This is a genomic window from Pseudomonas lurida (genome assembly GCF_013522705.1).
Lineage (GTDB): Bacteria > Pseudomonadota > Gammaproteobacteria > Pseudomonadales > Pseudomonadaceae > Aquipseudomonas > Aquipseudomonas quebecensis.
In genome coordinates this window covers 30,428-49,251 of record NZ_JAAMRE010000033.1, presented here as the reverse complement: position 1 = coordinate 49,251, position 18,824 = coordinate 30,428, and the positions used below count along the sequence as shown (strand labels likewise).

At 59.7% G+C, this 18,824-nt stretch carries 19 protein-coding genes; 6 read left to right on the top strand and 13 right to left on the bottom strand.

The genetic code is table 11. The features are described 5' to 3' along the window. The first annotated feature begins 115 nt into the window (after nt 1-115). The 4 genes from G7025_RS22960 to G7025_RS22945 are packed head-to-tail and all read left to right on the top strand — an operon-like array spanning nt 116 to nt 4,020. Entirely contained in the window at nt 116-1,042 is a 927-nt protein-coding gene (locus tag G7025_RS22960; protein WP_181081318.1) for a DUF72 domain-containing protein, read from the top strand. Continuing rightward, complete coding sequence (locus G7025_RS22955) at nt 1,039-1,815, top strand: endonuclease/exonuclease/phosphatase family protein (protein ID WP_181081317.1); 777 nt, start codon at nt 1,039-1,041, stop codon at nt 1,813-1,815. Before G7025_RS22960 ends, G7025_RS22955 begins: the two co-directional genes overlap by 4 nt. After that, nucleotides 1,812-3,074: a cardiolipin synthase ClsB gene (clsB, locus tag G7025_RS22950; protein ID WP_181081316.1), complete on the top strand. Its 1,263-nt coding sequence runs from the start codon at nt 1,812-1,814 to the stop codon at nt 3,072-3,074. Before G7025_RS22955 ends, clsB begins: the two co-directional genes overlap by 4 nt. Beyond that, nucleotides 3,064-4,020 carry a lysylphosphatidylglycerol synthase domain-containing protein gene (locus tag G7025_RS22945; RefSeq protein WP_181081315.1) on the top strand — a complete coding sequence of 319 codons (957 nt, stop codon included), beginning with the start codon at nt 3,064-3,066 and terminating at the stop codon, nt 4,018-4,020. The genes clsB and G7025_RS22945 overlap by 11 nt, the downstream gene beginning before the upstream one ends. Nucleotides 4,021-4,023: 3 nt before the next feature. On the opposite strand, the gene G7025_RS22940 is transcribed toward G7025_RS22945, so the two are convergent. The 3 genes from G7025_RS22940 to G7025_RS22930 form a co-directional block, all read right to left on the bottom strand. Then, nucleotides 4,024-4,779, bottom strand: a complete 756-nt coding sequence (locus G7025_RS22940; RefSeq protein ID WP_181081314.1) for an alpha/beta hydrolase family protein — start codon at nt 4,777-4,779, stop codon at nt 4,024-4,026. Beyond that, entirely contained in the window at nt 4,769-5,878 is a 1,110-nt protein-coding gene (locus G7025_RS22935) for a DUF3182 family protein (protein ID WP_181081313.1), read from the bottom strand. Before G7025_RS22935 ends, G7025_RS22940 begins: the two co-directional genes overlap by 11 nt. Before the next feature lie 172 nt (nt 5,879-6,050). Further along, on the bottom strand, nt 6,051-7,022 hold the full coding sequence (locus G7025_RS22930) for a GlxA family transcriptional regulator (RefSeq protein ID WP_181081312.1): 972 nt from the start codon (nt 7,020-7,022) through the stop codon (nt 6,051-6,053). A gap of 96 nt (nt 7,023-7,118) precedes the next feature. On the opposite strand from G7025_RS22930, the gene G7025_RS22925 reads away from it, so the two are divergent. After that, nucleotides 7,119-7,682, top strand: a complete 564-nt coding sequence (locus G7025_RS22925) for a cysteine hydrolase family protein (protein WP_181081311.1) — start codon at nt 7,119-7,121, stop codon at nt 7,680-7,682. A 20-nt stretch (nt 7,683-7,702) separates the two neighbouring features. Here the strand turns inward: G7025_RS22925 and tam are convergent, their stop codons facing one another. The 3 genes from tam to G7025_RS22910 form a co-directional block, all read right to left on the bottom strand. Then, the gene (gene tam / locus G7025_RS22920) at nt 7,703-8,464 is read right to left on the bottom strand and encodes a trans-aconitate 2-methyltransferase (RefSeq protein WP_181081310.1); all 762 of its coding nucleotides are present in this window, start codon (nt 8,462-8,464) and stop codon (nt 7,703-7,705) included. 135 nt (nt 8,465-8,599) lie between these two features. Next, nucleotides 8,600-9,115: a single-stranded DNA-binding protein gene (locus tag G7025_RS22915; RefSeq protein WP_017849542.1), complete on the bottom strand. Its 516-nt coding sequence runs from the start codon at nt 9,113-9,115 to the stop codon at nt 8,600-8,602. A 9-nt stretch (nt 9,116-9,124) separates the two neighbouring features. After that, nucleotides 9,125-10,519 (bottom strand): MFS transporter, encoded by a 1,395-nt coding sequence (locus G7025_RS22910; RefSeq protein WP_181081309.1) that lies wholly within the window; start codon nt 10,517-10,519, stop codon nt 9,125-9,127. Nucleotides 10,520-10,697: 178 nt separating this feature from the next. On the opposite strand from G7025_RS22910, the gene uvrA reads away from it, so the two are divergent. Next, nucleotides 10,698-13,532: an excinuclease ABC subunit UvrA gene (gene uvrA, locus G7025_RS22905; RefSeq protein WP_181081308.1), complete on the top strand. Its 2,835-nt coding sequence runs from the start codon at nt 10,698-10,700 to the stop codon at nt 13,530-13,532. Between the two features lie 67 nt (nt 13,533-13,599). Here uvrA and bfr read toward each other — a convergent pair whose 3' ends face one another. From bfr to rpsM, 7 genes are all read right to left on the bottom strand, one after another. Then, nucleotides 13,600-14,064 (bottom strand): bacterioferritin, encoded by a 465-nt coding sequence (gene bfr / locus G7025_RS22900; protein ID WP_003176400.1) that lies wholly within the window; start codon nt 14,062-14,064, stop codon nt 13,600-13,602. A gap of 155 nt (nt 14,065-14,219) precedes the next feature. Continuing rightward, the gene (locus G7025_RS22895; RefSeq protein WP_181081307.1) at nt 14,220-15,668 is read right to left on the bottom strand and encodes a catalase; all 1,449 of its coding nucleotides are present in this window, start codon (nt 15,666-15,668) and stop codon (nt 14,220-14,222) included. Nucleotides 15,669-15,903: 235 nt separating this feature from the next. Further along, the gene (gene rplQ, locus G7025_RS22890) at nt 15,904-16,290 is read right to left on the bottom strand and encodes a 50S ribosomal protein L17 (protein ID WP_003176402.1); all 387 of its coding nucleotides are present in this window, start codon (nt 16,288-16,290) and stop codon (nt 15,904-15,906) included. Nucleotides 16,291-16,331: 41 nt separating this feature from the next. Next, a complete protein-coding gene (locus G7025_RS22885) occupies nt 16,332-17,333 on the bottom strand; it encodes a DNA-directed RNA polymerase subunit alpha (RefSeq protein WP_003176403.1) in 1,002 nt (333 codons plus the stop codon). Between the two features lie 22 nt (nt 17,334-17,355). Continuing rightward, a complete protein-coding gene (gene rpsD, locus G7025_RS22880; protein WP_003176404.1) occupies nt 17,356-17,976 on the bottom strand; it encodes a 30S ribosomal protein S4 in 621 nt (206 codons plus the stop codon). Between the two features lie 18 nt (nt 17,977-17,994). Then, the gene (gene rpsK, locus G7025_RS22875) at nt 17,995-18,384 is read right to left on the bottom strand and encodes a 30S ribosomal protein S11 (RefSeq protein ID WP_002555466.1); all 390 of its coding nucleotides are present in this window, start codon (nt 18,382-18,384) and stop codon (nt 17,995-17,997) included. A 30-nt stretch (nt 18,385-18,414) separates the two neighbouring features. Further along, nucleotides 18,415-18,771 carry a 30S ribosomal protein S13 gene (gene rpsM / locus G7025_RS22870; protein ID WP_024077676.1) on the bottom strand — a complete coding sequence of 119 codons (357 nt, stop codon included), beginning with the start codon at nt 18,769-18,771 and terminating at the stop codon, nt 18,415-18,417. Nucleotides 18,772-18,824: the final 53 nt, after the last annotated feature.

Sequence of the window (18,824 nt, the reverse complement as noted above, 5' to 3'; positions counted from 1 at the left end):
TGCGTGCTGATCGTTCCCGAGAATGTGCCGTCTGTAGGAATCGCGAAACTTTCCGTCAAATCCGGCAGTCATCCAACCACGCAGGCAAACCGGCCTTGCCTTGACAGGAGCAACCATGGCGGCGATTCACATCGGCATATCCGGCTGGCGCTACACGCCCTGGCGCGGGGACTTCTACCCCGAGGGGCTGCCCCAGAAACGCGAATTGCAGTTTGCGTCACGCGCCGTCAACAGTATCGAAATCAACGGCTCGTTCTACGCGCTGCAGACGCCCAAGCGCTACGCAGAGTGGTACGCCGATACGCCTGACGGTTTTATGTTCAGCGTCAAGGCGCCGCGCTACATCACGCACATCCTGCGCTTGCGGGACGTGCATAAACCGGTGGCGAATTTCTTCGCCTCCGGGGTGCTGGAGCTGAAGGAAAAACTCGGCCCGATTCTCTGGCAGTTTCCGCCCAGTTTTAAGTTCGATCCGGCCTTGTTCGAGGCGTTTCTAAAGGAGCTGCCCACCGACACCCAACAAGCCGCCACCCTCGCCCGCCAGCATGAGCCGCGCCTGAACGGCAAGGCGAGCCTGCAGGCGCACGGCAAGCGCGCGCTACGGCACGCGGTGGAAATTCGACATAAAAGTTTTGCCGTGCCCGAGTTCGTACACCTGCTGGACACGTACGGCGTGGCCCTGGTGGTGGCGGACACAGCGGGCAAGTGGCCTTATCTCGAAGACGTCACCGCCAACTTTGTGTACTTGCGCCTGCACGGAGACAAACAGCTGTATGCCAGCGGCTATACCCCCGAAGCCTTGACGCGTTGGGGCGACCGCATCGAGCGCTGGTGCAAGGGCAAGCAGCCAACCGATGCGCACCTGGCCGACCCGCAGCACAAGCCGCGTGCGCGCAAGCAGCGCGACGTGTTCTGTTTTTTCGACAATGACATCAAAGTGCGCGCGCCTTTCGATGCGCGCCAGTTACTCAAGCGTTTCGAGCTGGATACGCACCTCGCCACAGAGCCGGGGAAACTGCCGGAACCTGGAGTGTTGCCATGACCCATCCCGAGTTGATCCCCATCACCCCGACGACGCCGATCACGCGCTTTACCGTGCTCACGGTGAATATCCACAAAGGCTTCACCGCGCTCAACCGTCGTTTCATCCTGCCCGAGCTGCGCGAAGCGGTGCGCAGCATCGGCGCCGATATAGTGTTTCTGCAGGAGATCCACGGCACCCACGAGCAGCACCCGCAGCGTTACAGCAACTGGCCGAACATGCCGCAGTACGAGTTTCTCGCCGACAGTATCTGGCCGCAGTTCGCCTATGGGCGTAACGCGGTCTACCCCCACGGCGACCACGGTAATGCGCTGCTGTCCAAATTCCAGATCGTGCGCTACGACAACCTCGACATATCCCAAAGCGGCCATGAAAACCGTGGCCTGCTGCATTGCGTACTGCGCCTGCCGGGCACCGGCCAGGAAGTGCATGCGTTCTGCATCCACCTGGGCCTGCGCGAGGTGCATCGCCAGCAGCAATTGCGTTTGCTGGAGCAGCGTATCGCGCAAATCCCGGCGGATGCGCCGGTGCTGGTGGCAGGGGATTTCAACGATTGGCGACAAAAAGCCGACCTGAGCCAGAGCGGGCTGACCGAAGTCTTCGTCGGCGCCCACGGCAAACCGGCGCGCACCTTTCCAGCGCGCCTGCCGTTGCTGGCGCTGGACCGTATCTACGTGCGCAACCTCACCGCCCATAACCCGCGCGTGCTGACCGCACGGCCGTGGTCCCATTTGTCAGATCACGTGCCGCTGTCCGTGGAGATCGAACTATGAACATTGCGGTAGAACACATTTCCACCGATCAGCCACCGGACGAAGCCAAGGCCCGCGACCTCGATTACGGCTGGCAGAGCGGTAACCGGGTTGAACTGCTGGAAAACGGTGAAGCGTACTTCCCCAGGGTGTTTGAGGCCATGCGCCAAGCCCAGCGCGAGATCCTGCTGGAGACCTTTATTCTGTTCGAAGACAAGGTGGGCAATGAGCTTCAGCGTATTTTGATCGAGGCGGCGCAGCGGGGCGTCAAGGTGGTCGCCAGCCTCGACGGTTTTGGCAGCGGCGAGCTGAGCCCATCGTTCCTCGGTGCGTTGGCGGATGCGGGCGTGGCCGTGCAAATGTTCGACCCGGCATCCAAGACCCTGGGCATTCGCACCAACTGGTTTCGCCGCCTGCACCGCAAGATCGTGGTGGTGGACGCTACCGTGGGGTTTATCGGCGGGATCAATTTTTCCGCCGACCACCTCGGCGATTTCGGCCCCGAAGCCAAGCAGGATTACGCGGTGCAAATCACCGGCCCGGCGGTCGCCGACCTGCATCACTTCGCCCTGGCACAGAGCGGTCGGCAGGTGCGCACACGACGCGGCTGGCGGCGGCGCCAGCAACGGCCGGCGGTGTGGCCGGCCGAGCAAGGCGATGGCCTGGTGCGTCTGATTTACCGCGACAACCTGCAGCACCGCGACGACATCGAAGAAGCGTATATCCATGCGTTGAGCAAAGCGCAAAAACGCGCGGTGATCGCCAATGCTTACTTCTTCCCCGGCTACCGCCTGCTGCGCGAGATCCGCAACGCGGCGCGACGTGGCGTGCACGTGCAACTGATCATGCAGGGCCAACCCGATGTGTTGCTGGCCAAGCTGGCGGCGCGGATGCTCTATGACTACCTGCTCAAGGACGGCGTGGTGATCCACGAATACTGCCAGCGCCCGCTGCACGGCAAAGTGGCGCTGGTGGATGACGAATGGAGCACCGTGGGCTCAAGCAACCTGGACCCGTTGAGCTTGTCGCTCAACCTGGAAGCCAACGTGCTGATCCGCGACCGCGGGTTCAACCAGCAGTTGTACGAGCGCCTGGAAACGCTGGCGAACAACCACTGCAAGACCATGCCGGAAAACCGCAAGCCACGCCTGTGGCTGTGGCGCCTGACCGTGGGTTTCCTGGTGTTCCATGTGATGCGCCATTTTCCCGTACTGACGGGTTGGTTGCCGGCCCACAAACCGCGTCTGAAACCTTTCGAGAGCCAGGCCCATGACCACTGAAACCGGCGGTTCGCGCTTCAAGCGCTGGAAGAAACCGCTGACCATCGCGTTCTTCCTGCTGCTGATTGTGTTGTTCACGATGCTCGCGCGTCGCATCGACTGGAGCGAAGTGGTACAGACCTTGAGCGAGTTCAAGCTGCGCACGCTCCTGATCGCCAGCGCGCTGACCCTGTGCAGTTTTATCGTCTACGCCTGCTTCGACCTGATCGGCCGCACCTACATTCGCCAGCCGTTGCGTTGGAAGCAGATTTTGCCGGTGGGCATCATCAGCTATGCGTTCAACCTCAACCTGAGCGCGTGGGTGGGCGGTATTGCGATGCGCTATCGGCTGTATTCGCGGTTGGGGGTGAGCACCGGCAATATCGCTAAAATCCTCGGCCTGAGCCTGGCCACCAACTGGTTCGGCTATATGGCCCTGGCCGGCGTGGTGTTCAGCAGCGGGCTGGTGACACTGCCACCCGGCTGGAAATTGAGCAGCGGCGCCTTGCAAGGTGTGGGGGTGTTGTTGGTGCTGGCGAGCCTGGCTTATCTGGCGGCATGCCGGTTCTCGAAGAAGCGCGCGTGGTCGATCCGCGGTATCGAAATAAACCTGCCGTCGTTGCGCATGGCGTGCCTGCAATTGGCGTTGGGCGCGCTGAACTGGTCGTTGATGGCGGCGGTGATTTTCACGCTGCTGCCGTCCAAACTGGATTACCCACTGGTGCTCGGCGTGCTGCTGATCAGCGCGATTGCCGGGGTGGTCACTCATATCCCGGCCGGGCTCGGGGTGCTGGAGGCGGTGTTTATCGCGCTGCTGCAACACGAGGCATCGCGGGGCAGCCTGCTGGCCGGGCTGATTGCGTACCGGGCGATCTATTTCATATGCCCGCTGCTGATCGCCCTGGTGATGTACCTGGGCGTTGAGGCCAAGGCCAAGGCATTGCGGGTGAAGAAAACACCCGCCTAAGGGTTACCGCGACTGGATGATGCTCAAGCGCTCGCCCACTACCATCTCGGTGATCCAGTCCACGAGAATCGAGGTGTAGGCCTGCTGGGACACCGGGTCGCTGAGAGCGTGGTCGGCGCCGTCGATGATGCGGTGGGTCAGCGAATGGGTATGCTGGCACGCCGCGCGGTAGCTCATGATGGTGGCGTGAGGCACGTGGTCATCGGTTTCGGATTCCACGATCAACACGTCCCCGGTAAACGCCGAGCATGCGTGCAGGGCTCGGTTGGTTTCGGCGTGCACCAGGGTACTGCGGTAATCCATCAAGTCAGCTTTATCCAGGTCACGCTTGGGCTTGAGCCATTCCTGATCGCGGTACAACGCCGGTACCCGCAGGGCCAGCCAGCGCACCGGACGCAATGAGGTGAGAATCGCCGCCAGGTAACCGCCGTAGCTGGTGCCCACCACCGCCACCGCCGAGGTGTCGATGGCCGGGTGCGCGATCAGCCGGTCATAGGCGGCCAGCAGGTCGCGCAGGTTGTCTTCGCGCGTCACTCGCGACAGTGGAATACCGGTGCCGGCGTGACCTCGCAGGTCGAAGGTCAGGCAGACACAGCCCAGGCCCGCGATACCTTTGGCGCGTTCCAAATCCCGCTCCTGGCTGCCGCCCCAACCATGCACAAACAACACGCCGGGCACTTTGGATTTGGGGCTCAGGAACGTGCCGCTCATTTGTTCGTCGTCGATATCGATGGAAATGCTTTCGCTTCTAGCCGTCATAAGATTTGACCGTTACGTACTTGAGAAGAAATTCGCTGTGTTCCGCCGGGCCTCGGTACACCTCGATGGCATCCGCCGGCAGCGCTTGGTGGTGATAGGTTTCCACCGAGGACACATGAATGGCTTGCAGGCCCGGGTGGTTGATAAAACTCTGTAACGCCGCAACCTCGGCGCTGCTGGCACCGCCCATGCGCCAAGACTGTTCGAGCACGCCGCTGCGGCGCTGGCCCTCGCTGTCCAGGCCCTGGGCGACATCGTAGTTGCGTCGCGATGCGTAGAACCCCGGATAGCACTGGTCGGCGGCGGCGTCGAAAACCCTGGCCTGCTCGACGGCCAGGCGCACGTCGTCGGGCAGCTTCAGTGCCAGCAGGTCGGCGTAATCCCCCGGCACCACCAGCAGGTCGGAGCCGCCGTAGACCTCTTCGCCCTGCCCGTCTTGAGTCAGGTATTGCTGGCCGCAGTAACTGAGCACGTAATCGCCGATAAAACTCTGACCCACGCTGTGAGTGACCACGTTGCGCAGGTCCTGCTCCAGCACCACACCGTCATTGAACATCGCCGTCGCCTGCGGGTGCGCCAGCACGGCATCGAGTTCGTCCAGACTACGGACGACCTGCTGTCCGCGCCCCGCGCAGGCGTGCACAGGTTTCAGACGGATCGGCCCGCTGTACAGCAGGCGCGTGGCGGCCTCCCGCGCGTCACCCAAGGCGAATACGCTGAGGCCGTCGAGCACCACATCGCGCACTTGCTCGCAGAACTGCGGCGACCAGCCATCCGGTGCCTTGGCGTTCGGTCCGAGCAAGCCATGGGTAATGGCTTTGGTGCAGATGAAATCGTGCTCCACATACCCGCCCCACAGGTCGTCCGGGCCTTGGATATTCAAGGCACGGGCCTGGGCCGGACCGACGATGGTTTGCGTGGGCAGCAGGTAGAGATCACGCCCCGCGTGTTGCTGCGGATCGTAGCTGCCGCCGAACTTGAGCCCCAGAATCTGCGCCAGCCAACGGGCCAGGGCGCGGTTGGTGTCGACTTCATGCCGGGGCGCGCCTTTGCGTGTCGAATGCGCCACCACGCTTTTTTTGCATTGCATCGGGGTCATGCGTCCCCCTTGGCCATCCTGCCATGTGTGTAAGGGGGACAGTTGCAGGGATCAGGCCAATCCCCCTAAGGCTGACAGCGTCGGCAAATCAGTCAGTTAGGGGCAAGGCGATAGCCAATGGCCTGTTTGATTCTGCACGACCTCGCCTTGAGCAACAGGCGTTCTGCACGATTTACACACCAAAACGGCTGCGGTAGTCGCTCGGCGCCAGCCCGGTTATTTTCTTGAAGATAGCGCGGAACGCGCTGGGGTCCTGATACCCCACGGTCCAGGCGATGTGGTCAATGGTGCCAGTGGTGAACTCCAGCATCTGCCGCGCCTTGCCCACCCGCAGGTGCTGGCAGTATTCGGTGGGTTTGAGCCCGGTGGCGTTGCGAAACCGGCGCAGGAACGTGCGCTCTTCCAGCCCTGCCGCTTGGGCCATGGCGGTCACGGACACATCCACCGCGCCGCTGGCCTGCAACCAATGCTGGACCTTGAGGATCGCGCCATCGCCATGGCCGAGGATGGGTGCAAAGTTGCTGCCGCACTGGCTGGCGCTGTCACTGTGTTCGACCACCAGGAAACGCGCGGTGTCGGCGGCGATACTCGGCCCCATCAAACGGTCGACCAGGCGCAGGCCCAATTCGGACCATGCCATCAGCCCGGCGGTGGTGATCAAGTCGCCGTCGTCCACAATGGGCTTGTCCGCCTCCAGGCGCACCGCCGGGTAAAGGGCGGCAAATGACTCGGCGGATGACCAATGAGTGGTGGCGCTGCGCCCGTCCAGCAGACCACTGCGCGCCAGCATGATCGAGCCGATGCACACGCCGCCAAGCACCGTACCGCCGGCATGTGTTTTGCGCAGCCAAGCCAGCAGAGACGGCGGCGCCTGCTCATCGGTGAAGCCACAGATCGAGGGCGGCACAAGCAGAGCCATCAGTGGCAGATCCGGGCCGGGCTGGCTGTCGAATACCCGCATCGGCTCACCCTCGGCCTGCACGTGCCAATGGCTGATGCGCAGCAACGGCAACTGAGCGGACGCGTGCCCGGCGGCGATGCGATTGGCCACGCCGAACAGGTCGGTCAGCCCATGCACAGCCGCCAATTGCGCGCCCTGGTAGATCAACACACCCAGCTCAACGGTGGAGCGTTCCACGGCCATTGTCAGTTTTCCCCCTGTTATTGTCGGTGCAGCCAATCCTCGGGCGCGACGCCAGCTAAGATACTGGGCCCATCAACCCATCACGAGGCAACCTCCATGGCCAAGCAGGCGCTCATCCTAATCGATATCCAGAACGACTACTTCCCCCAGGGCAAGTGGCCGCTTGACGGCGTGCAAGCCGCTGCCGACAAGGCACTGCAAGTGCTGCAAGCCTTTCGCCAGGCCGGCGATGCGGTGATTCATGTGCGCCATGAGTTCACGTCCGAGGATGCACCGTTCTTCACCCCGGGCTCCGACGGCGCGCTTTTGCACAACCAGGTGCTCAATCAAGGCGACGAGCCGGTGGTGCTCAAGCATTTCGTGAATGCGTTCCGCGAAACCAACCTGCGTGCGCTGCTCGAACAACGCAGCATCACTGACCTGGTAGTGGTCGGCAGCATGAGCCACATGTGCATCGACGGCGTGGTACGGGCCGCGGCGGACCTGGGCTACACCGTCACGGTGGTCCATGACGCCTGCGCCACCCGTGATCTGGAATTCAATGGGCAGGTGATTCCGGCCGCGCAGGTGCATGGGGCGTATATGGCGTCGCTGGCGTTCGGGTACGCGGGTGTGGTGTCGGCGGATGAGTTCCTGAAGGCGCAAGCGGCGGCGGCCTGACCGCCACCGTGCGGTTGTTGTCAGCGTGTGGCGATGACAAACAGACGCGGAAACGGCAACAGCACCGTGCCGTCCGCCAGGGCCGGATAAGCCTGGGTGACGCGCGCCTGATATTCACGTAGGAAAGCGGCCCTTTCTTCGTCGTTCAAAGGCGCTAGAAACGGCCGCAGCCCCGTGCCCTTGAACCACTCCACTATGGCCGCATGATCGGCCAATGGATGCTGGTAGGTCGTGCGCCATACGTCGACAGTGCCGCAGTGCTTGCTCAGCAATTCGTAGTAGTAGGCAGGCGCGTGCCGCTGGTTGTGTTGGAACCCACCGATCGTTGCGGCCCACGGGCCATCGGCGGCGACTTCGCGGGCGAGCCGATGCGCGGGCTCATCAAGGTTGTCCGGGGTCTGCACGGCCAAGGTGCCGCCGGGCGTCAGCTGCTGGATCAGGTGCGGGTACAACGTGGCGTGGTCCGGCAACCATTGCAGCGAGGCATTGGCCAGGATCACATCGAAAGCCTGCGACGGCTGCCACGCGCCGATGTCCGCCAGTTCGAAGTTCAAGGTCGGTAAGCGTTGACGGGCGTCGCTCAACATATCGTCAGAGCTGTCGATGCCAGTGATGTGCGCCTGTGGGAAACGCGCAGCCAATACTTCGGTGGAATTGCCCGGGCCGCACCCCAGATCAACGGCGTTGCGCACATGGGTATCGGGGATGGCGGCGACGAGGTCGCGTACCGGGCGGGTGCGCTGCTGTTCGAACATTGTGTATTGCTTGGCAGACCAGGTCATTGTGGCTTTCCTTTTTTTGGAAGTTGGCCCTAGCCTAAGTTCTGCCACCCACGAGAACAACCAAGTGGATTAACGGGCAATAAAAAACCCCCGAAGCCTGGACTATCGGGGGTTTTCGTTTCGACGCTTTAAGCCTTAGAACGGAATATCGTCATCAAAGCTGTCGAAATCCGCCGCCGGCTGCGGTGCCGCCTGCTGTGGCGCTGGACGCGACTCACGCTGTGGCTGCTGGCTTGGCTGTGGACGCGACTGCTGGGGACGCGGTGCCGAATTGGACATGCCGCCCTGGCCCTGCTGGTCGCCCTGTGGACGGCCGCCCAGCAATTGCATGGTGCCCTGCATGTCGACCACGATCTCAGTGGTGTAACGCTTGATGCCGTCTTTTTCCCACTCGCGGGTCTGCAGTTTGCCTTCGATGTAGACCTGCGAACCTTTGCGCAGGTACTCGCCGGCGATTTCCGCGACCTTGCCGAACATCGATACGCGGTGCCATTCGGTCTTCTCGACCTTCTGGCCGGTCTGCTTGTCGGTCCACTGTTCGCTGGTCGCCAGACTCAGGTTGGTCACGGCATTACCGTTAGGCAAGTAGCGAACCTCGGGATCCTGGCCGCATGTACCGACCAATATGACTTTGTTAACCCCACGGGCCATAACGTTCTCCTAAGCTGGGCGCGCTGTCGGCACTGGGTTGACCAGTTGCTCGAGCGTCGCGCGATCCAATAATTCGGTGTCCAATTTGATGTAGATGGCGGCTTCTTCAGCAACAACCACGGCATCGGTAACCCCTGTAACAGCCTTGAGGCGCTCGACCAGGCCAGCTTCGCGGATCGCTTCTGGCGACAACGGCAAGCGCAGGCTCGTTACATAGGGAGGTTCGCGCATGGTAACAGCAAAGGCCAGCCAGAGGGCAGCCAGACCTGAGCATCCAAGGAACACAACCGACAAACCGCCATGCTGGAACATCCAGCCACCCATGATGCCGCCCAGTGCAGAGCCCAGGAACTGACTGGTGGAATACACCCCCATCGCCGTGCCCTTGCCGCCGGCCGGTGAAACTTTACTGATCAGCGAAGGCAGCGAAGCCTCCAACAGGTTGAACGCGGTGAAGAACACCACTGTGCCGATCACCAGTGCCCGCAGGCTGTCGCCGAACTGCCAGAAGAATAGTTCAGTGAGCATCAATGTCGCGACGGCGCCCAGCAAAACACGTTTCATTTTGCGTCGCTTCTCGCCATAGATGATGAACGGGATCATGGCGAAGAATGAAATCAGCAACGCGGTCAGGTACACCCACCAGTGCTGTTCCTTGGGCAGACCGGCCTTTTGCACCAGGGCCAGGGGCAAGGCGACGAAGCTGCACATCAGCATGGCGTGTAATACGAAGATACCTAAATCCAGGCGCAGCAGATCCGGGTGCTTGAGCGTCGGCAACAATGCCTTGCGCGCCACGCCGGACTCGCGGTGCTGCAGCGTGCCGGTGGAACGCGGCACCATGAAGGCTACGATCACGATGCCGAACAGCGCCATGCCGCCGGTGGCCAGAAACAGCCCATGCAGGCCGAACGCGCGCGTCAGCAGCGGGCCTACCACCATGGCGACGGCAAACGACAGGCCGATGGTCATGCCGATCATCGCCATGGCCTTGGTGCGATGCTGCTCGCGGGTCAGGTCCGACAGCAAGGCCATTACAGCAGCGGAAATAGCACCGGCACCCTGTAGGATGCGTCCGGCGATCACGCCCCAGATCGAATCGGATTGCGCCGCGAGCACGCTGCCGAGGGCAAACACGATCAGCCCGAGGTAGATCACCGGGCGGCGGCCAATACGGTCGGAAATGATCCCAAACGGAATCTGAAAAATCGCCTGGGTCAGGCCGTAGGCGCCGATGGCCAGGCCGATCAGAGCGGGGGTCGCGCCCGCGAGATCCATCCCATAAGTCGCCAGCACTGGCAACACCATGAACATGCCAAGCATACGGAAGGCGAACACCAGGGCCAGACCGCCTGCCGCTCGGGTCTCGCCGCTACTCATGCGTTCGCTGTGGGGATCGTGCATGGAAAAACCTCGTGTGAACCGGCGGCGATTCTACCAGTCCCATCGATTGAGAGGGTATATGCGGCGGTTTGCCGCGCAGCTTTCATGTAAGGCTGCAAGCGGCCTTTTGACAGTGTATATTCATCCAGTCTTTAGCCGTATACTCCGGCATTATTTACGCCCGCCGTGCGAGGCCATCTTGGACAAGATCCTGATTCGTGGGGCTAGAACCCACAACCTGAAGAACATCGACCTGACCCTGCCGCGGGACAAACTGATCGTGATCACCGGCCTGTCCGGGTCCGGCAAATCGTCTCTGGCATTCGATACGCTGTATGCCGAAGGTCAGCGTCGCTACGTGGAGTCGCTGTCGGCCTACGCCCGCCAGTTCCTGTCGATGATGGAAAAGCCCGACGTCGACACCATCGAAGGTCTGTCGCCGGCCATTTCCATCGAACAGAAGTCGACCTCCCATAACCCGCGCTCCACCGTGGGCACCATTACCGAAATCTATGACTACCTGCGCCTGCTGTACGCGCGGGTAGGTATCCCCCGCTGCCCGGACCACGACATTCCCCTGGAAGCCCAGACCGTCAGCCAGATGGTCGACCTGGTATTGGCGCAGCCCGAAGGCGCCAAGTTGATGCTGCTGGCGCCGGTGATCCGCGAGCGCAAGGGTGAACACCTTTCCGTATTCGAAGAGCTGCGCGCCCAGGGCTTCGTGCGGGCTCGCATCAACGGCAAGCTCTATGAGCTGGATGAAGCGCCGAAGCTCGACAAGCAGAAGAAGCATTCTATCGATGTTGTGGTCGACCGCTTCAAAGTGCGAGCCGACCTGCAGCAACGCCTGGCGGAATCTTTTGAAACCGCATTGAAGCTGGCGGACGGTATTGCGCTGGTCGCTCCGATGGATGACGAACCGGGCGAAGAGATCATCTTCTCCGCGCGCTTCGCCTGCCCGATCTGCGGTCACGCCATCAGCGAGCTGGAACCCAAGCTGTTTTCCTTTAACAACCCGGCCGGCGCCTGCCCGACCTGCGATGGTCTGGGAGTTAAGCAATTCTTCGACATCAAGCGCCTGGTCAATGGTGATCTGACACTTGCCGAAGGCGCGATTCGCGGCTGGGACAGGCGTAACGTCTATTACTTCCAGATGCTCGGCTCGCTGGCGTCCCACTATAAGTTCAGCCTGGAAGTGCCGTTCAACCAACTGCCTTCGGACCAGCAGAAGGTCATTCTCAACGGCAGCGGCTCGCAGAATGTCGATTTCAAGTACTTGAACGACCGTGGCGATATCGTCAAGCGCTCTCACCCGTTCGAAGGCATCGTGCCGAACCTGGAGCGCCGCTATCGCGAGACCGAGTCGGCCAGCGTGCGCGAGGAACTGGCAAAGTTCCTCAGCACCCAGCCGTGCCCGGATTGCCGGGGTACGCGCCTGCGTCGCGAGGCGCGTCATGTCTGGGTCGGTGAGAAGACCCTGCCGGCGGTGACCAACCTGCCGATTGGCGATGCCTGTGAATACTTTGGTGAGCTCAAGCTTACCGGGCGTCGCGGGGAAATTGCCGACAAGATCCTTAAGGAAATCCGCGAACGCTTGCAGTTCCTGGTGAACGTGGGCCTGGACTACCTTTCGTTGGATCGCAGTGCGGACACGCTGTCCGGCGGTGAAGCCCAGCGCATTCGCCTTGCCAGTCAGATCGGCGCGGGACTTGTGGGCGTACTTTACATCCTCGACGAACCGTCGATCGGCTTGCACCAGCGCGATAACGACCGGTTGCTGGGCACGCTCAAACATCTGCGCGATATCGGTAACACGGTGATCGTGGTGGAGCACGATGAAGACGCGATCCGCCTGGCGGATTATGTGGTCGACATCGGCCCCGGCGCCGGCGTGCATGGTGGGCATATTGTCGCCGAGGGCACACCCGCCGAGGTCATGGCTCACCCGGACTCGCTGACAGGCAAATATCTGTCGGGGCGGGTGAAGATAGAAGTGCCGGCCAAACGCACACCGCGCAACAAGAAAATGGCATTGCACCTCAAGGGCGCGCGCGGCAACAACCTGCGTAATGTCGATCTGGAAATTCCGTTGGGCCTGCTCACCTGCGTGACCGGGGTTTCCGGGTCCGGCAAGTCGACGCTGATCAACAACACGCTGTTCCCTTTGAGTGCCACCGCCTTGAATGGCGCGACCACGCTCGAAGCGGCGGCTCACGACAGCATCAAGGGCCTGGAACACCTGGATAAGGTGGTCGATATCGACCAAAGCCCGATCGGACGCACGCCGCGTTCTAATCCGGCGACCTACACCGGGCTGTTTACGCCAATTCGAGAATTGTTCGCGGGCGTCCCTGAGTCGCGCTCCCGTGGCTATGGGCCTGGGCGGTTCTCATTCAACGTGAAGGGTGGCCGCTGCGAAGCCTGCCAGGGCGATGGCCTGATCAAGGTGGAAATGCACTTTCTGCCGGACATCTATGTGCCGTGCGATGTGTGCAAGAGCAAGCGCTACAACCGTGAAACCCTTGAGATCAAATACAAGGGCAAGAGCATCCACGAAACCCTCGAGATGACGATCGAAGAGGCGCGGGAGTTCTTCGACGCGGTTCCGGCGCTGGCGCGCAAGCTGCAGACTTTGATGGATGTAGGCTTGTCGTATATCAAGCTGGGGCAGTCGGCGACTACGTTATCGGGCGGTGAGGCGCAACGGGTGAAGTTGTCTCGCGAGCTGTCCAAGCGCGATACCGGCAAGACCCTGTACATCCTCGATGAGCCAACCACCGGTCTGCACTTTGCGGATATCCAGCAGCTGCTGGATGTACTGCACCGGCTCCGCGACCATGGCAATACCGTGGTGGTGATCGAACACAACCTGGATGTAATCAAGACAGCCGACTGGCTGGTGGACCTTGGGCCGGAAGGTGGCTCCAAGGGCGGCCAGATCATCGCAGTGGGCACGCCGGAGCAGGTTTCCGAGATGTCGCAATCGCACACGGGTTACTATTTGAAACCCTTGCTGGAACGTGATCGAGCCTGATTTATCGGGTGTAGTAAAAAGCCCCTGTCACCTCATCGGTGGCAGGGGCTTTTTTTATAGCCGAGAATCAGAACTGCGATTGCAGGTAATTTTCCAGGCCAATCAACTTGATCAGGCCCAACTGCTTCTCCAGCCAGTAGGTGTGATCTTCTTCGGTATCGTTCAACTGTACACGCAGGATTTCCCGGGTGACGTAGTCGTTGTGCTGTTCGCACAACTCAATGCCCTTGCAGAGCGCGGCACGTACTTTGTACTCCAGGCGAAGGTCGGCCGCGAGCATGTCTGGTACGGTGGTCCCGACATCCAAGTCATCGGGGCGCATGCGTGGCGTGCCTTCGAGCATCAGGATACGGCGCATCAGCGCGTCGGCGTGTTGTGCCTCTTCTTCCATTTCGTGGTTGATACGCTCGTAGAGCTCGGTAAAGCCCCAGTCTTCGTACATGCGTGAATGGATGAAATATTGGTCACGAGCAGCCAGTTCGCCCGTCAGCAACGTGTTGAGGTAATCGATTACGTCGGGGTGACCTTGCATCGCCCTACATCTCCCTGCTTGAAAGTCTGTAGTTTGAACCATGCTGCGCCGAAGGTCACGGGACCAACGGCAGAAAAGCGAAGTTTTTCAGAGAAACCTAGCTGAAATAACGCAAAAACCGCCCAAATGAGGGCGGTTCTGCTTCTCGTTTAGAGTCAGTTAAGCGATACACCCAACGCCTTTGCGATTGCTTCTCCATAAGCGGGGTCCGCCTTGTAGAAGTGGTGCAGTTGACGCTGAACTACATCACTCGAAACCCCAGACATCGCACCGGCAATGTTGTTGATGAGCAGAGCTTTCTGCTCATCGTTCATCAGCCGGAACAGCGCACCGGCGTGGCTGTAGTAGTCGGTGTCTTCGCGATGATCGTAGCGGTCCGCCGCACCGCTCAATGCCAACGCGGGTTCAGCATATTGAGGCGCCTGTTTCGGCGCGTCGGAATAGCTGTTCGGTTCGTAGTTGGGAGCCGCCCCGCCATTACTACCGAAGGCCATGGAGCCGTCACGCTGGTAGCTATTCACCGGGCTGCGCGGCGCATTCACTGGCAGCTGCTGATGGTTGGTTCCGACACGGTAGCGGTGCGCATCTGCGTAGGCAAATACACGACCTTGCAGCATGCGGTCGGGCGACAAGCCCACACCCGGAACCATATTGCTTGGACCGAACGCAGCTTGCTCTACTTCAGCGAAGTAATTTTGCGGGTTACGGTTAAGCTCCAGTTCGCCGACTTCGATCAACGGAAACTCCTTTTGCGACCAGGTTTTAGTCACGTCGAAAGGGTTCTCGTAATGAACATTGGCTTGGGCTTCGGTCATGATCTGGATGCAGACGCGCCATTTCGGGAAGTCACCACGCTCGATTGCCCCGAACAGGTCACGCTGAGCGTAATCAGGATCAGTACCCGCTAAACGCGCGGCTTCTGCAGGCGTGAGGTTCTTGATGCCCTGCTTGGTCTTGTAGTGCCATTTGACCCAGTGCCGCTCACCCTGGGCGTTGATCAAGCTGTAGGTATGGCTACCGAAGCCATGCATGTGACGATAGCCATCAGGGATACCGCGGTCAGAGAACAAAATCGTGACCTGGTGCAGTGCTTCTGGAGAGTGCGACCAGAAGTCCCACATCATTTGCGCGCTTTTCAGATTGCTTTGCGGCAGGCGTTTTTGAGTATGGATAAAGTCTGGGAATTTCAGCGGGTCGCGAATGAAGAACACTGGCGTGTTGTTACCCACGATGTCCCAGTTGCCCTCTTCGGTATAGAACTTCAAGGCGAAACCGCGGGGGTCACGCTCAGTATCAGCCGAGCCACGCTCACCGCCCACAGTGGAGAAACGCAGGAAAGTCGGGGTCTGTTTGCCCACCGCTGAAAACAGCTTGGCACTGGTGTATTGAGTGATGTCGCGGGTCACAGTGAACGTGCCATATGCACCCGAGCCTTTAGCGTGGACGCGGCGTTCGGGAATGTTCTCACGGTTGAAGTGGGCGAGCTTCTCGATCAGATGAAAATCATCGAGCAACAATGGTCCGCGCGGGCCGGCGGAGCGGGAGTTCTGATTATCCGCAACGGGTGCACCACTGGCGGTGGTAAGGATTTTATTCTGGCTCATGCTCAATTTTCCTCAGGTCAGATGGAGCTGCCGGCTAATCGGCTTGGAGGAAGTATTGATCAACCACCTGACACCTACAAATTCATTAAATTGTAGACATCAATAGAAAATAACTACCAACAAGTTCCGATACGATAGTGCCAAGCGCTGCTGGAGGAAGCTTGTACATTCGCGCTTTTATCACGCCCACAAAAAACCGGGCACTAGGCCCGGTTCTTCGTTACAGACTGTCGTCTTACTCGGCGCTTACAGCTTCGCCAGCAGTAGCACGATCAACCAACTCGACGTACGCCATAGGCGCGTTGTCGCCAGCGCGGAAACCGCACTTGAGGATGCGCAGGTAGCCACCCTCACGGGTAGCGTAGCGCTTGCCCAGGTCGTTGAAGAGCTTACCAACGATAGCTTTCGAACGAGTACGGTCGAAAGCCAGACGGCGGTTAGCCAGGCTGTCTGTCTTAGCCAAAGTGATCAGCGGCTCAGCAACGCGACGCAGTTCTTTAGCTTTCGGCAGTGTAGTTTTGATCAGCTCGTGCTCGAACAGCGACACCGCCATGTTTTGGAACATGGCCTTGCGGTGCGAGCTGGTACGGCTCAGGTGACGACCACTTTTACGATGACGCATGGTTCATTCCTTACCAAACTCACGTTCGGTGATTACGACGATCAGGCAGTCGCCTTGTCGTCCTTCTTAAGACTTGCAGGCGGCCAGTTGTCGAGGCGCATGCCGAGGGACAGACCGCGGGAGGCCAGAACGTCCTTGATTTCAGTCAAGGATTTCTTGCCCAGGTTCGGAGTCTTCAACAGTTCTACTTCGGTACGCTGAATCAGGTCGCCGATGTAGTAAATGTTTTCCGCCTTAAGGCAGTTAGCCGAACGTACAGTCAGTTCCAGATCGTCAACCGGGCGAAGCAGGATCGGATCGATCTCGTCTTCCTGCTCGATTACCACTGGTTCGCTGTCACCTTTGAGGTCGACGAACGCAGCCAACTGCTGTTGCAGAATGGTTGCAGCGCGGCGGATAGCCTCTTCAGGATCCAGGGTACCGTTGGTTTCCAGATCAATAACCAGCTTGTCCAGGTTAGTACGCTGCTCGACACGGGCGTTTTCCACCACGTATGCGATACGGCGAACCGGGCTGAACGAAGAGTCAAGCTGCAAGCGACCAATGCTGCGGCTTTCGTCTTCATCGCTCTGACGCGAGTCGGCCGGTTCATAACCACGACCACGAGCTACGGTGAGCTTCATGTTCAGGGCGCCGTTAGACGCCAGGTTAGCGATTACGTGATCGGGGTTAACGATCTCGACATCATGATCCAGCTGAATATCGGCAGCGGTAACCACCCCCGAACCCTTCTTCGACAAGGTCAGCGTAACTTCGTCACGGCCGTGCAGCTTGATAGCCAGACCTTTAAGGTTCAACAGGATTTCAATTACGTCTTCCTGTACACCTTCGATGGCGCTGTACTCGTGGAGCACACCGTCAATCTCGGCCTCGACTACTGCACAGCCGGGCATTGAGGACAACAGGATGCGGCGCAGCGCGTTGCCCAGGGTGTGGCCAAAACCACGCTCGAGAGGCTCGAGAGTGATCTTGGCGCGGGTTGGACTGACAACCTGCACATCAATATGGCGGGGTGTCAGGAACTCATTTACCGAAATCTGCATGGATGCACCTATTTTCTAGCCCTTACTTGGAGTAGAGCTCGACAATCAGGCTTTCGTTGATGTCGGCGGACAGATCACTGCGAGCTGGAACGTTCTTGAAAACGCCCGACTTCTTCTCAGTGTCTACTTCTACCCATTCTACGCGGCCACGTTGGGCACACAGATCGAGAGCTTGGACAATGCGAAGTTGGTTTTTAGCTTTCTCGCGAACTGCGACCACGTCACCAGCACGAACCTGGTAAGACGGAACGTTTACGGTCTGACCGTTAACGCTGATCGACTTGTGCGATACCAGCTGACGGGATTCGGCACGAGTCGAACCAAAGCCCATACGGTATACAACGTTGTCCAGACGGCATTCGAGCAGTTGCAGCAGGTTTTCACCGGTTGCACCTTTCTTGCCAGCAGCTTCTTTGTAGTAGCCGCTGAACTGACGCTCGAGAACGCCGTAGATACGACGGACCTTCTGCTTTTCACGCAGTTGGGTGCCGTAATCGGACTGGCGACCGCGGCGTTGGCCGTGGATGCCAGGTGCTGCTTCGATGTTGCACTTCGATTCGATCGCGCGCACGCCGCTCTTCAGGAAGAGATCGGTGCCCTCGCGACGAGCGAGTTTGCATTTTGGACCAATGTAACGAGCCATTCTTTACAATCTCCTGGATTACACGCGGCGCTTCTTCGGCGGACGGCACCCGTTGTGCGGGATTGGCGTCACGTCGGTGATGCTGGCGATCTTATAGCCACAGCCGTTCAAAGCACGGACAGCAGACTCACGACCCGGACCTGGACCTTTGACGTTAACGTCGAGGTTTTTCAGGCCGTATTCCAGCGCAGCTTGACCAGCACGTTCAGCAGCTACTTGAGCAGCAAACGGGGTGGACTTGCGGGAACCGCGGAAACCCGAACCACCGGAGGTAGCCCAAGAAAGCGCGTTACCTTGACGGTCGGTGATGGTCACGATGGTGTTGTTAAAAGAAGCATGGATGTGGGCGATGCCATCAACCACTGTCTTTTTAACTTTTTTACGAGGACGAGCAGCAGGTTTTGCCATGATAATTTTCCTGTCGATTCGCTGGGGCGATTACTTGCGGATCGGCTTACGCGGACCTTTACGGGTACGCGCGTTAGTCTTGGTACGCTGACCGCGTACTGGAAGACCACGACGATGACGCAGACCGCGATAGCAACCGAGGTCCATCAAACGCTTGATTTTCATGTTGATTTCGCGACGCAGGTCACCTTCAGTGGTGAACTTCGCCACTTCGCCACGCAGCAATTCAATCTGCTCGTCGCTCAGATCCTTGATCTTAGCGGCTGGGTTTACCCCAGCAACTGCGCAAATTTTCTGCGCAGTAGTGCGACCAACACCATAGATGTAGGTCAGCGAGATAACAGTGTGCTTGTTATCTGGAATGTTAACGCCTGCAATACGGGCCATTCAGTGGGACTCCAATTGACAGCTACCTACGCCCCGGAAGCCAAGAAATAGGG